11 protein-coding genes are annotated in these 14,962 nt (G+C 37.9%); 5 read left to right on the top strand and 6 right to left on the bottom strand.

The window, feature by feature from the left end; genetic code table 11:
- Positions 1-95 precede the first annotated feature (95 nt).
- A complete protein-coding gene (locus VB713_RS14575) occupies positions 96-1,361 on the top strand; it encodes a murein transglycosylase A (RefSeq protein ID WP_323312238.1) in 1,266 nt (421 codons plus the stop codon).
- 145 nt (positions 1,362-1,506) lie between these two features.
- Here VB713_RS14575 and modB read toward each other — a convergent pair whose 3' ends face one another.
- A complete protein-coding gene (modB, locus tag VB713_RS14580) occupies positions 1,507-3,300 on the bottom strand; it encodes a molybdate ABC transporter permease subunit (RefSeq protein ID WP_323312239.1) in 1,794 nt (597 codons plus the stop codon).
- A gap of 140 nt (positions 3,301-3,440) precedes the next feature.
- On the bottom strand, positions 3,441-3,656 hold the full coding sequence (locus tag VB713_RS14585) for a glutathione S-transferase family protein (RefSeq protein WP_323312240.1): 216 nt from the start codon (positions 3,654-3,656) through the stop codon (positions 3,441-3,443).
- 556 nt (positions 3,657-4,212) lie between these two features.
- On the opposite strand from VB713_RS14585, the gene VB713_RS14590 reads away from it, so the two are divergent.
- From VB713_RS14590 to VB713_RS14600, 3 genes are all read left to right on the top strand, one after another.
- Entirely contained in the window at positions 4,213-4,560 is a 348-nt protein-coding gene (locus tag VB713_RS14590; RefSeq protein ID WP_323312241.1) for a phytochelatin synthase family protein, read from the top strand.
- A 195-nt stretch (positions 4,561-4,755) separates the two neighbouring features.
- Complete coding sequence (locus VB713_RS14595) at positions 4,756-6,534, top strand: sensor histidine kinase (protein ID WP_323312242.1); 1,779 nt, start codon at positions 4,756-4,758, stop codon at positions 6,532-6,534.
- 236 nt (positions 6,535-6,770) lie between these two features.
- On the top strand, positions 6,771-8,015 hold the full coding sequence (locus VB713_RS14600) for a sensor histidine kinase (RefSeq protein ID WP_323312243.1): 1,245 nt from the start codon (positions 6,771-6,773) through the stop codon (positions 8,013-8,015).
- Positions 8,016-8,466: 451 nt separating this feature from the next.
- Here VB713_RS14600 and VB713_RS14605 read toward each other — a convergent pair whose 3' ends face one another.
- The 3 genes from VB713_RS14605 to trmB form a co-directional block, all read right to left on the bottom strand.
- The gene (locus tag VB713_RS14605; protein ID WP_323312244.1) at positions 8,467-9,807 is read right to left on the bottom strand and encodes a TldD/PmbA family protein; all 1,341 of its coding nucleotides are present in this window, start codon (positions 9,805-9,807) and stop codon (positions 8,467-8,469) included.
- A 102-nt stretch (positions 9,808-9,909) separates the two neighbouring features.
- A complete protein-coding gene (locus VB713_RS14610; protein WP_323312245.1) occupies positions 9,910-11,382 on the bottom strand; it encodes a TldD/PmbA family protein in 1,473 nt (490 codons plus the stop codon).
- Positions 11,383-11,560: 178 nt separating this feature from the next.
- Positions 11,561-12,196: a tRNA (guanosine(46)-N7)-methyltransferase TrmB gene (gene trmB, locus VB713_RS14615; protein WP_323312246.1), complete on the bottom strand. Its 636-nt coding sequence runs from the start codon at positions 12,194-12,196 to the stop codon at positions 11,561-11,563.
- 295 nt (positions 12,197-12,491) lie between these two features.
- On the opposite strand from trmB, the gene VB713_RS14620 reads away from it, so the two are divergent.
- Positions 12,492-13,649 (top strand): metallophosphoesterase, encoded by a 1,158-nt coding sequence (locus VB713_RS14620; protein WP_323312247.1) that lies wholly within the window; start codon positions 12,492-12,494, stop codon positions 13,647-13,649.
- Here the strand turns inward: VB713_RS14620 and VB713_RS14625 are convergent.
- Entirely contained in the window at positions 13,595-14,821 is a 1,227-nt protein-coding gene (locus VB713_RS14625) for an FIST signal transduction protein (protein ID WP_323312248.1), read from the bottom strand. The two genes, VB713_RS14620 and VB713_RS14625, sit on opposite strands and share 55 nt — an antisense overlap.
- Positions 14,822-14,962: the final 141 nt, after the last annotated feature.

A 14,962-nucleotide genomic window follows, 5' to 3' on the forward strand; every position in this document is an offset into this window, starting at 1 on the left:
AGTGTGATGCTTCAATTTTTATTTATTATGTATCCTGAATCCTGACTATAAATTCGTAATTAATAATTAAATAATTATTCCCTTAGATTAATGCCATGCAAAAGATATTGAACACGACTCTCAGCTTACCTGTGTTTTTAACAATTTTTTTGTTAGAAATGCCAGCCATCAAAAATAAAGATGTAGTTTCTCCAGAATGTCAAGTAACTAAATGGGATTTACCAGTTGCTTTGAAAACTGAAAATACCAAAAATTTACCTGTACTTGTGCAAAGAGTTCCAGTTACTTGTTGTGAAAATGATGCTTCTTGTTTAGATGAAAGGGTTTATGGCGGTGAAAAAGATAAAATTACAGATAAAAAAGTATTGTTAGCATCTATTGATCAAAGTTTAAAATATTTTAAATCTGGTCGTGCTACAAATGCTTATAAAAGATCTAAAATCCCAGGAATTACCCAAGATAGAGTTTATAAAAGCTTGAAAAGATTCCGCCAAATATTGATATCAACTAATTCTGCTAAAGAATTACACGCAGCGATTGAAAAAGAATTTGTATTTTATCAATCTGTGGGTAAAGATAATCAGGGTTCAGTTTTATTTACCGCTTATTATGAACCTTTGTATCTAGCTAGTCGCACTCCTACAGCAGAATTTAAATATCCTGCTTATCGCTATCCTGCTGATTTACAATCGTGGACTAAACCTCATCCTACTAGATTAGAATTGGAAGGTGCAGATGGGTTACAAGGTGCAAAAGGTAAATTAAAAGGTTTAGAATTATTTTGGTTTAAAGATAGACTAGAACCATATATAATTCAAATTCAAGGTTCAGCACGTCTCAAACTAACTGACGGCACACAAACAACAATCGGTTATGCAGGTAATACAGCTTATAATTATAAAAGTTTGGGACGTTTATTAGTAGATGATGGCAAATTACCTTTAGAAGGTTTAACTATGCCAATTATCCTCGACTATTTTCAAAAGCATCCCCAAGATTTAGATATTTATATTCCACGCGATCGCAGTTTTGTGTTTTTTCGAGAAACCAACGGTAGGCCAGCACAAGGTTCTATTAGTGTACCACTCACACCAGAACGTTCCATAGCCACCGATAAATCTTTAATGCCTCCCGGTGCTTTAGCTTTAATTCGCGCACCTTTCCCCTTTGTAAATCCTCAAGGTGAATTAGAACATCGTACAGTTAGCCGTTATGTATTAGATCAAGATACAGGTGGTGCGATTAAAGGTGCTGGTAGAGTGGATTACTTCTTAGGAACTGGTAAAATAGCAGGCGATCGCGCTGGGGTGACAGTTAGCGATGGACAGTTGTTTTATTTACTACTTAAAGCTAATAAGTAGGAGTCAGAAGTCAGGAATCAGGAATCAGGAGTCAGGAGTCAGGAGTTAAAAGAAGAAAGATCAATACAACCCACATTCCTCACTCAGTACTCAGCACTCAGCACTCAGTACTCGGTACTCAGCACTCAGCACTCGTTACTCAGCGTTACTCTTCCATCAATATCAAGCGTAAGGGATCTAAATGTACATACCAAGGAAAAGGTTTGTCTTTAATTGTCACCCACTTTTCCTTATAAACTTCAGCTTGTAAATGATAATCATGGGAATTATCAGCAGGAGAATGTAACTTTAAAAATAACGTCATGCGGTGAGGTGTTTCGCTGGTTCTGACTAACCAACAGGGAAAAGTATTTTCTTGATGAGGATTATTTGTAAAACTAATTTGATGGGCGCGAAGACCAATGTGAGATAATTGATTTGGTATTGATTCCTCAACTTTTAGATGACAACTCCAATCAATTGCTTCTACCTGTTGGGATGATAAAAAAACAGCACGCGAAAAGTTTTTACATCCAGTTAGTTGGGCAACATTCACAGTTGCAGGATGCTGAAAAATTTCATATTTAGAACCATGATGTGCTTCTTTTCCCTGTTCTAATATTAATAGATTGGGACAAAGACGATAAGCTTCTTCCATGTTATGAGTGACAAATAAAGTCACACCAGGATATTCAGCTAAAGTCTCTGTCATTTGTTGTTCTAACTGACTCCGTAAATGTGTATCTAGGGCAGAAAATGGCTCATCTAAAAGTAACGCTTCTGGTTGACTTGCTAACGCTCTAGCTAAGGCTACCCGTTGCTGTTGTCCCCCGGAAAGTTCGTGCGGATAGCGATCGCCTAAACCCTGTAATTGCATGGCTGATAATTGCTGTTCTACCAATAGCCGCAGATTCCCCTTGGGTAAGCCAAAAGCGATATTTTGCGCCACCGTCATGTGGGGAAAGAGGGCGTAATTCTGAAATAAAAACCCAATATGGCGATCGCGTATCGGCACGTTAATTCCTTTGGCTGAGTCAAACAACACCTTACCATTCAAGACTATCTGCCCTTTTGTGGGTGTTTCTATCCCCGCAAGACAACGCAGAATCATACTTTTTCCGGCACCAGAACTTCCCAGCAATCCCAAAGGTTGATTATCGGTGTTAAAAGCTACTTGGAGATGAAAACTAGCAAGTCGTTTTTCAATATCCAGAAACAAACCAGATGTGAGGGAGTTTGTGGGTAAAGAAAAGGCGCGATTTTCGGCTTTTTTTTGTCTCTTTTTATCGGTGCATCTGCGTCGCTGCTTGAGTTCTAGCCAGAAGTTGGTCAGAATAATTCCTGACAGAGAAATTACCATAATAGCGATCGCCCAAAACCAAGCTTCATTCATATCCCCAGCTTCCACAGCAAAATATATCGCCATCGGTATATTCTGCGTTTGTCCAGGAATATTACCCGCTAACATCAAAGTTGCACCAAACTCACCCAAAGCACGGGCAAAAGCTAAAGTTGCACCAGCTACAATGCCAGGAAACGCCAAAGGTAAACTAACCCGCCAAAATATTGTTAATTCCTTAGAGCCTAGAGTTCTCGCTACCCGCAACAGATTTCCATCAATTTGTTCAAAAGCGCCCAATGCAGTCTTATACATTAATGGAAATGAAACCACCGTTGCCGCTACAGCCGCACCATACCAAGTGAATACAATTGTCAAATCAAACGGTTCCAACAATTTACCAACCGGGCCATTCTTCCCAAAAAATAGCAGCAACAAAAACCCCACAACCGTCGGTGGTAAAATCAACGGTGCAACAAAAATACCCTCAATTATAGATTTTCCTTTACCCCCATATCCCAACATCCAATAAGCAGCACCGATACCCAAAAAGAAGGTGATAAAGGTCGCTAACAATGAAGTTTTCAGCGATATCCAGAGGGGTGATAAATCCTGTGGCATAGTTTATATGTTTCCAACTAAGTTGGTATTGTAACATAAACTAGACCTAGATACCCGACTTCTTGCAGATGTCAGGAATCTATAATATTTAATTATATTGCTCTACTTAACTAAATTAGTTAACCAAAAGAAATCACAAATTATCGCTTTCCTAGAGTATTTTTAAATGCTGGTCTTGCTGCTATTCTCTCAAGATATGCAACAACACTAGGATATTGACTATAATCGAGCGATAAAAGTAATTTTGCATAATACAAATACGAAGCAACTGCTATATCTCCAGCACTCAGTTTTTCACCTAACAAAAATGATTTTTGTTGCAAAAATTTATTAAGTGGCGTTAGTAAAATAGGCATTTCTTTTTCGCGGTTATCCGCTGAAAATAAAACTGTAACTTAATTGGTTTTGTAGGTTTTTGACTAGATTCAGAAGGTTGTGTAAAATCACTTTGTGCCAGTGGTAAAGCTAGAAGCGGTTGTATTGGCAGAAAAGTGAAAATAACTGCACTAGTAGGCAGCAAAAATTTTCTCAACAAAATTTGACACATTTTTAATATCTTTTGACAATTATTTACTTTACTTACGAGTAATTAATTACTCTGAATTTCTAATATACACTATATAATATATAACAATCATCAATCATTTTTGAAAATTCTTAAGTGATAGAGATGGAGAAATACTCTCCTTAAAGTATGATTAAAAATCAAATACAAGTCATATTTAATTAACTAATTCTAAATCTATTTGTCTTATATAGCGTTTCCTAATCACATGAGGTATATCATAGCCCCCTCCTCGCTTGCCTACGGTGTACACACATCCTGATCCAGAGAGAGTTTTCAGCCCTAAAAACCGAATTTAACTGTAAATCCAGTTCCCCTCGTCGCTTGCGGGGAGGGGGTTGGGGTTCTTGTACCTCACTCAACCGATAACCGCTATAATCGAATGCAAAAAATATCTCAAGATATACATTCAAATTTTAATTATAGGATTGTTTTTAGCTGCTGATAATGTCATTGCTCAAACATTACCTCTGACATCTAATTTAATTGGTTTTGATACTCCTGAAGGTGAAACATTATTAATTAGTAGTAAAGCACAAGCTGATTTTTTCCCTTTAAGTATGCAATTTATAACTCCAGACAATCTTGCTTATTGCGGAGTTGCAAGTATTATCATGGTGCTAAACAGTTTAAAAATTCCTGTATTGGAAACACCAGAATATAAAAAAATCACGGAATATGTTATATATAACTAGAATAATTTACACAAGTTTTTCACATTCTGTCTCTATATTGTGAATATACTACTTAAAAAAGTGCAGAATGTGGCTATTCCAAAATTCTTTCCTGAAATTTACCTCTCCTGAATCTTTCAACTACTTGAGTAAGGAAGTACAAAAATGGACAGCTTTAGTCTATCAATCAGAAAATTTCTCTAGGATATGTCTATCATGCATGACTTAAAACAATTTACTTTAAGAGATATGTCAGAATGCGGTTTAGCTCTGCGTCATTTAGGCAACGAAGCTAACAGCATGGAAGAAACCAGTAATGCTATTATTCAATATCTTTATAATAATTTAATTGATAAACAGTCTGGAGAAAGATCCTGTGCGCTTATCCGTTTTTTTAAAACTCAATCCTATGGAGAACTCACACCAGAATTACAAGAATATACACATGAAATATTAGATGATCATTTACCAGAAGATAGTCTTAAATGTTTAATATTATTAGCAACTATTGGGCAACTACCAGAATGGAACTCACGACATCAATCTGAAAAACATAAAGTAATTCCCCTCTTAAGCGAAGAGATGATTGCACGCATACCTATGATATTTCAACTTATCCAACAACTAGGACTAAATCTTGGCACTGTAATCCGACCAGATCCAAATTTATTAACTGATTTAGAACAGCGAATGTATAACGTCTTTTATATTCCTGATGCTTTGGATAGTCCTTATATTCCTTCACAAACATCATTTGTAATTCCGTATAATATCAAATCTGTAGTTGGCGTTGGAGGATTATTACCTTCAGGCAACATATTTGTAATTCTCATGTTTTTGAAAGTTGAAGTTTCTAGAATAAGTGTTGATTTGTTGCGTCCGTTAGCACTAAATGTCAAAATGGCAATACTACCTTTTGAGAATGACAGAATTTTCATGGGTCATGAGCAATCTCGTGTTCATGAGAAACCGGTCACGACAACAGATAATAAAGCCTTTGAATATCTCAATTCACAAATAACGACACTAACTCAGTTATTAGATGTATCAGAACAATCTACGATTAGTCAATCAGATCGTCTTGAACAAACAAACATCTACCTTCAGGAAACTTTACAAGAGCTGCAATCAACTCAAATTCAAATAGTTCAGAACGAAAAAATGTCTAGCTTAGGACAACTAGTTGCTGGTATTGCCCATGAAATTAATAACCCTGCTACCTTTCTTCATGGTAATCTTCAATATGCTATGGAGTATACCAATTTAATAGTACAAATTATTCAAAAATATCAAGATTATTATCCAGAACCTCCCAAGGAAATTCAAAAATTAATTCAAGACAATGAATTAGACTTCCTGACTCAAGACCTCGCTAAACTTTTAAATTCCATGATGCTAGGAACGAAACGAATTACTGAGATTGTTAAATCGCTGCGAAACTTCTCCCGTTTGGATGAAGCAGAAATGAAAGAAGTCTATATTCATGAAGGTATTGATAGTACTTTAATGATTTTAGAACATCGCTTACAAGCTAAATCTAATACATATCCTCAAATTCAAGTTATTAAAGAATATAATCAATTACCTTTAATAGAATGCTGTGCTGGTCAAATTAATCAAGTTTTTATGAATATCCTTAATAATGCCATTGACGCATTACAAGATGGTAGTAAATCATGGTTTATAGATAATAAAAAATTAGAAAAACCAAATCATCTATTACCAACTATTCATATTCGCACCGAGGTAATTGATCAAGAATGGGTAAAAATCAGTATTGCTGATAATGGTTGTGGGATGAATGAAAAAGTGTGTGCAAGATTATTTGAACCTTTTTTTACTACTAAAGCAATTGGTAAAGGTACAGGTTTAGGTCTATCGATCAGTTATCAGATTATAGTCGAAAAACATAGTGGACAAATTAGCTGTATTTCTGATCCAGGGGAAGGGACAGATTTTATAATTAAGATTCCTATAAAAGCTAAAAATCCTTGAGTTCGATGTCAATAAAAAGTATCAAATTGATTAATAAAAATACTTGTGCTAAAAAGTATTGCTGGTTGAGCAATCAGCAAATTATTAAATATTTTTTATTTGATCATTAGCGGTTTCAATTAATGAATGTTTTCGGGTCATTAATTTTTCTTTAATCAACAATAATTTAACTCCTTGATTATTGAGAATATAGTCTCTGTGCTTAAAAGTTACTAACTCCTTTTAAAACTGATTTTATGACATCTAATGTAGTTAATGCCATGTTAAATTCTTCAACTTTTATATTTTTTATTGTCACCCTAATTACTCTTGGGGCTTGGATAATGGGACTATCCATTGTCAAGACTCAAAAAATTCTCAAATTATTTAAGACAGAACCAGAACAACTAAGTTGGCAGATCATGTTTTTATTAATGATTTTTTTTCTTGGCGGTTATTTGTTATGCATCTATTTAACAATTGCAGGGCTGATTGAATGGATACCATTGCTTACTGGTCTGGTTTTCTTTTTCGGATCATTATTCGTTCTTTTCAGTGCTACTATCTACTATAGTACCTTGCAACGACTGTTTCTAATACAGGAGAAATACCGCACAGCAAAAGAAAATGCTGAGTCAGCTTTATTTAAATTACAAGAAACTCAGCAAACTCAAATGCAATTAATTCAACGCGAAACTATGTTAGGGTTGGGAAAAATGGTTTCTGGAGTTGCCCATGAAATTAATAATCCAATGAGTTTTATTCATGGCAATTTAGAATGTCTTCGTCAGTATACCCATGATTTACTAAATCTTCTAGCAACTTATACTTCTGTATATCCAAATCCAGATCTCAAAATTGTCAATGCTCTTGCTAACTGCGACCTAAATTTTATCGAGAGCGACTTGCCAAAGCTCTTGCAATCAATGAAAGTTGGCACACTTCGTATTAGGGAGATTGTAGAATCACTTTCTAATTTCTCACGATTGAATGAAGCTGACTATAAAAAAGCTGATATCCATCAAGGTATTGATAGTACACTCGTCATTTTGCAGCATAGACTTAACTGTTATGGTAGTAATAGCAAACCTATTTCAGTGATTAAAGAGTACGGAAAAATTCCTCGTATTTTTTGTAATCCTCGCTTTTTAAATCAGGTATTCCTAAATTTAATTAATAATGCTATTGATGCCTTGATTCAAAAAGTAGCTACTTGCAGTCAAACTAAAGATGAAATACCAACTATTTGGATTAGGACATTTCATTCTCAGGACAATGAAATTACTATCTCAATTGCTGATAATGGTTGTGGCATGAGTAAAGAGATTTGCCAGAGTATTTTCCAACCTTTTTTTACTACTAAGCCTATTGGTGAAGGAACTGGTTTAGGTTTATCTATTAGCCATCAAATTATCGTTGAGCAGCATGGTGGCTCTATCAAATGTACTTCCATGCCAAACCAGGGAACTAAAATAGATATTATATTAGCTATAAACAATTGATTCAAGGGACTTCCAAGAAATAAATTACCCAAAAAAACGTATCGCTAAAGCGAAAGCTATAGCCATACCACAGAGGCACAGAGGACACGGAGAAATGAGTGTTTGAGAGATTTTTTCGTTACGTGGTTGAGTATTTTTTTATTTGGTGATCCCCAAAAGAAATTGCAGACGTAAGGATTCAGGATACAGAATGTTTGATATAGCAGGGAACAGAAAAGAAAAATATTTTCCTTCCTTCTTCCTTGGAAATAATATTACACTACGCCAACTAAGAGTAAGCCACACAATAAATGATCCTGTTTTGTCATGCTGAGTGTAGCGAAGCATCTCGGAGGATTCTTCACTACACTTCGTTCCGTTCAGAATGACATTGGGCATTTCTTTTTGTGGAATTCTCTAATACTGTTTCTTGATGATAGCTGGCGTAGCGTTCAGAAAATTGATAGAGTTTTTACTCCCCAGTAATGGAAAGTTCACTCACCCAAATTCTGGGACAAACTCCCCCTGGTGTTAATTCCACCTCTTTCTCTACATAAACAATGGACTGCAAGACTTCTAAGAAATCACCAGCAACCGTTGCCGACTCAATGCTGGTTTTTTCACCTTTATTAATTAACCAACCATCAAAGGGCAAAGAGAAGGAACCTTGTAAGGATTTGACACCTGCATGAAGAGCTTGTAAATCATCAATTAAAATCACATTTTCCGCAGTTTCTAAACTCAATTCTTTTTCAGTTGTCCCTGCTGCAAAAACATGATAAAAATTGGGACTAACACTCACTTTTGCGCCAATACTAGCATTACCTGTAGGTGTAGTATTGAACCTTTTAGCGGTTCCTGCACTATGAAGAAAGCTAGTTAAAACACCATTTTCTATCAACTTTATTTGACGGGTAGGAGTACCTTCACCATCAAAAGTTTCTGCACCAATATTAGCCGGATGTAAAGCATCATCATAAACTGAAAGTAACGGTGAAGCAAGTTGTTTACCGATATCTTCAGCTTTAGATAAACTTTGATTATCAAGAATACTTTGGGCATTGAATAAATTAGAAAAAGCACCCAATAAACTCAAGAAAGCTTCCGGTGAAAAAACAACTCGATATTTGCCAGTTGTGATTTTTTCATAATTCAAATGACTGATAGTTTTCTCAGCCGTTTCCTTAATACAACCAGCAATATCTAAATCAGCTAAACTTTCTTTAACTCGATAAGCACCAGCACTGCGTGGTTTCTTATTTTCTTCCTCAGTTTTGGTGTAAAGGTAAACCGAAGCTAAAGAGTGAGATTCTGTTCTCACAGCACCATCACTATTGACATAAAACCTGTCACTATCCCTCTGTGCCAAACCATTATAAGGCACACTTGTAATAGCAGGATGAGTAGATAGAAGTTCTTTCTCAGCTACTAATAATTTCTCTATCAGTTCAGAAACTGGAGCTTGGGGTGTTTTTTCGTGGCGTGGATTAGCAATAGGAACCGTTGCTTCTGGACTAAAATCAGGGATGTTTTCCTTCACTCCAAAAAAACTAGCTTCATAAGCAGTTTTTAAAGCCAATTCTAATCCCAAGGGATCTACATCTGTGGTGCTAGTCACACCCATTGTATTGTCTTCATTCCAGACTCTAACAATTACACCAGAACGATTAGAAGCCTTAACTTGTTTCGGTTCACCTTGGTCAACCTGAACGCTTGTATCATCTACGGTTGAGCCGTAAATATCAAACTTTTTAATGCCCAGTTTAGCGGCATTTTCTTGGGCGTAAGTTGCAATTGCTTGGATGTTAGACATGATTGAATTAATTTTTGATTTTTGAACGCAGATAGACGCAGATAAACGCAGATGATTTGGATGGTTTATCTGTGTGCATCTGATGATTTTTATTTGTTGTTTTTATCGTCCACCAACAGTAATAGAATCAACTTTAATATGAGGTTGTCCCACTGTGGTGTAAATGCTGCCACTCACAGAACCACAAAAACCGGGTGCAAGTTCTAAATCTTGGGAACACATAGAAATTTTATTCATAATTTCTTTAGCTTCACCAATTAGAGTAGCGCCTTTTAATGGTTTAGTAAGTTTGCCATTTTCTATTAAATAAGCTTCATCAACACTAAAGTTAAATTGACCTGTAGCACCTACACTACCGCCACCCATTTTTTTACAGTAAATACCTTTATCAACCGAGGCAAATAAATCTTCATTGGTATATTCGCCAGTATCAATATAAGTATTTCGCATCCGACTAGCGGCAGCAAAAGTGTAGTTTTGACGGCGGCCACTGCCTGTTCTCGGATGTCCGGTGCGAACTGAACCGGTTCTATCGGCTAGGAAGTTTTTGAGAACACCTTTTTCAATTAATAATGTTCTTTGTGCTGGCATTCCTTCGTCATCCATATCAATTGTCCCGAAGGCATTTTCTGCGCGTCCTTCATCCCAAGCTGTTAAACTTTCATGGGCAATTTTTTCGCCTTTTTTATCAGCAAAGGGTGTGGTATTGCGTTCAATTTGGGTAGTTTCTAACAGATGTCCGCAAGCTTCATGGAAAATTACGCCGCCAAAGTGATTGGCCATGATGATGGGGTAAGTTCCTGATTCTACGTAATCTGCATAAAGCATTTTACCTGCTGATTCAGCAATTTGTTCAGATGCTTGTTGATAATCCCAAGTTCTTAGGAAGTTAGCATCACTGGTGTTACCTGCACGTTCGGCAATGGAGGCACGATTAGCACCGTCAGCGCAGAGGATATTAAATCCTACTGATTGAGTGAGGCGGATATCACGGGCAAAAGTGCCATCACTGGCAGCAACTAAAACTTCTTGCCAGTCGCGGAAATAGGAAGCGCGGCGTGATTGGACGTGGGTGGCTTTTTTGTTGAGTTGGGCAGTACCATCAAGGAGGACTTCTCCCATTTCGCGGATAGAACTACACAAAGGTAGCCAGCCATCTTTGCCGCGTTTGGTGGCGTAGTCTCTCAGTAATTCTAGGTTAATTTCGGGGATGAAAGCATTAGCTGTAGGTAGTTGCAATCCTAAGATAGAAAGACCTTTTTCTAAAGCTGCTTTTAAACCGGAAAATGTCAGGTTATTGGTGCTGACGTAGCAGTCAGCTTTGCCACGGAATACTCTAACTCCTGCACCTGTGGCTAAACTGGGTGAAATGCTGGTGATGGTGTCGTCTTCTGCTAAACAACTGATGTAGTTACGACGTTCTAAATAAAATTCAATAAAATCAGCACCAGCGGCACGTCCTAGTCCCAAAAGGGTTGCCAGTGGCGCTTCCCAAGTATCATCAAAGCGTTCTGAGGTGGATGAATATTGGAGGGTGGGGAGTTGGTTTGAGAGAAGTAGGGTATTTGTAAGCATGAATTGCCTCATCTGCTGGCGTTATGACTGAAAAAATCCTGGTGTGTTCAGTCTAACAAATCCATGCAAGCGGCTGTTGGTATTTCGACAGTAGGGTTTTCCGCCATATCATCTAATTGTTGTTTTGTGATCTCACTCAAGATTTATAGGATTTAACTCATCTTTCCCCAATCCCTAATCACCGCTTAAGAAATAAAGCCCGATAAACTGGTTCACCTTTTTTCATAGTTCCTATTTCTCGTTCTGTGGGTACTGGGAGGGGATTTGCTGCTAACCATTCCTCTGTATTCGTTTTCTCAAATGCTGGGTGTTCAGAAAAGCGATCGCACATTTCTACGGCAATAAATTTTTGATCAGACTGCACAAAGACAACTCCTCCCTCTGTCAAATAACTGGCTAGTTCTGCCACTAACTCTGGTTGCACTACACGTCGTTTCGCGTGACGGTTTTTAAACCAAGGATCGGGAAATTGAATTGTTACACGTTGTAAAATTCCTGGTGGCAAAGTAGCTAAAACTGGTGTTAATGAATTATTTACGTTGCAAAATAAATAATGCAAATTATTTAAATCCAACTCAGAAGCAAATTTATTAGCCTCAATTACTAACGGTTCCCGAATTTCTAAACCTAAAAAATTCCAGTTCGGTTCTATTTGTGCCATCTCTAGTAAAAACCTGCCCCTGGCACAACCAATATCTAAGTGCAGAGGTTGATTTGGCTGTGCATAAACTTTTTCCCACTCTAGGGGGTTGGCTGGTATTTTATACTTATTAGCAAGTGGGTTAACGTGTTGACGAACTCGAACAACGGCCAAAATAAAATCTCCTTTAAGTATAAGACCTACACAATTAGCATATTAGTCATACCATTTCTTTATTGGTATCAGGTGCGTCAGATGTCAAATATCTGTTGATAATAACTAATTTATAGGTCTGACGCACCCTACAAGAGATATTAAATGTCACACTTGAGTAAGTCATAAAGTCATAAAAATTAAACTCAAATGTATATAAATATTAAGTCTAACCGCTGATCCCCAGTCAGACAAAGCTAGAGTTATACTTTGAAAAAAAGAGTATTTACACTTCAGGTTTTAACATCTTCTTAAAATGAATATGAATTTTCGTTTTGCCATCGTTAGCGACTTACATATTGGACTTCCCCATACAATTTGGGATCATCCTAGCCGCTTTCATCTTGTGGAAGTCAGTATTCCAGCTTTTGAAAGTGTACTAGAACATTTAACAAAATTAGATTTAGATTTTCTTTTGATACCCGGAGATTTAACCCAACACGGTGAACCAGAAAACCACGCTTGGTTACAGACAAGATTATCTCAGCTACCTTTTCCCGCTTATGTTGTTCCGGGTAATCATGACGTTCCTGTATTAAAGGCAAATGAACAATCTATTGCTTTTACAGATTTTCCCCATTATTACCGCAAGTTTGGTTATGAAAACCCTGAGCAACCTTATTACAGTTGTCAGTTACTGCCTGGAGTGCGGCTGATTGGTTTAAATTCTAACTCATTTGATGAACAAGGTCAGCAGGTAGGGCGTTTAAATCCTGAACAACTCAGGTGGTTAGAAGCAGAACTGGCAGAAGTTGAGGATGAATTAGTTTTGGTAATGGTACATCACAACGTTGTTGAGCATTTGCCTAATCAGTCAGATCATCCAATGGCAAATCGCTATATGTTGGAAAATGCACCAGAACTTCTAGCTTTGTTACGTAAATATGGAGTGAAATTAGTATTTACGGGACATTTGCACGTTCAAGATGTAGCTTGTGCAGATGGAGTATATGATATTACGACTGGTTCGTTAGTCAGCTATCCTCATCCTTATCGTGTTCTAGAGTTTCAACGAGATCATTTAGATAGGGAATGGTTGCAGATTGTATCTCATCGGGTGGAGTCAGTGCCTGATTTTCCCAATTTGCAGCAATCATCACGGGAATGGATGGGCGATCGCTCTTACCCTTTCCTCATCAAGCTACTAACCCTACCTCCCCTCAACCTACCATTAGCACAAGCCAAACAACTAGCCCCCGATTTGCGAGATTTTTGGTCAGCTGTTGCTGATGGAGATGGAGTCTTAGACTATCCTGAATTCCCGCTCGAAGTCCGCCATTATATTCAAAAATATGGCGCAATTACTGAAGATAGTCATCCTCACTTAATTGATAACAACAGCAAACTCTTAATTGGTAATCACCAATCACCTGTCGCCTTCTTCCCTCGACAAATTGCAAAAACTGAAGTGTAACCGTGCAGCAAGGTTCTGCCACTGACAGGGCCGATTTCACCACCACAGAAACAGCCTCCCATAGGGATATTATTGAGGTAACGTTGAAATAGCTCAGAATCAAAATTGGATTTACCGTAGAGTCCTGCACCACGTCCCACACAACTAAACATCAAGGCAGCGGATGGGGAGGATTCATTGTTGCTTTGGTCTTGATATTCTTGTAAGAGAAATTCCAGGTCTTCAGCGGAGGCTTGAGCATCGCGGAGGTGAAATTGTAACCTTTGACCAGGACGAACGCGATCGCCTATTGCGATCGCACCAGCGGATGGATCTACTCCCAGTAAATTGCGAATAAGAAAATCTCCCTGCTTTAAAGAAAGCTTAAACTCATTCATTGCTAAACCCACAAATAGAGAATGCTGTGCCAACATCTTCTCTTCTTCACTGAGATTACCAATCAAATCTCGCAGTACCACCAAAGGCACTTTTTCATCCAACTCCAAAATAATATTACGTTCAGCTTTAGTGACTTGTAATGGTTCCCCAATAGGCCTGCATCCTTGGGCGACAATTGTTTCTAGGACAATATCACCACTCAAAGCCAAACCAACCGTACCCTGACGATATAAGCGATTATTACAAAACAGAGCAATGCGATCGCTCACAAAACCCCCACTCGCTTGTCCACCCACAACCACCGAACCAGGATAAGCAAAATCTAACCCCTGCAATAAATCATTAGTTCCCGATGAAAAGGCACTAGACAACAAAATAAACTGGGGTACAGGTGATGGTGGCACACCAAGTAAATCAATCCAAGCATTGGGTGAACTATCCAAATCAGGTAATTGGTCAGCTAGAACATGAAAAGCTTGAAGATTCACCCCCGGTAAATGCGCCAAAGTCAAGCTAAGGGCTGGTTCTGCTTCTACTTCTTGGGTTTGACTTTTTGATGTCGTACCAATTACACCCGCAGCACTACACCCAATTAGCACAGGCACTGAAAGTTTTTCCGCCAACAACGGCAAAAGTCGGGAATACTCACTCGTAAAAGCAGACGAAATGAATACCAGTCCTAGATTCGCAGGTGCTGTTAAAGACGAGACAGCCTGTTGTACCACATCTGCAACAGCTGCTTCCAAAGAATGATGGGTTGATAGGGCATTTGCCCACTGCATTTGGTCTGCCATGAGTTCTGGGCTTCTCTCTGTGTTGAGGCTAGTAGTTGTGCTATTCAGGGAAATTCCATCCTACAAGAGTTGACCACCAGCCCTTTGTATACCCCCATTACCCTGTTAATCACAGACAGCTAACTGGGGCGGTTACTGCCT

This window comes from Anabaena cylindrica UHCC 0172, from assembly GCF_034931625.1.
GTDB classification, from domain to species: domain Bacteria; phylum Cyanobacteriota; class Cyanobacteriia; order Cyanobacteriales; family Nostocaceae; genus Anabaena; species Anabaena cylindrica_A.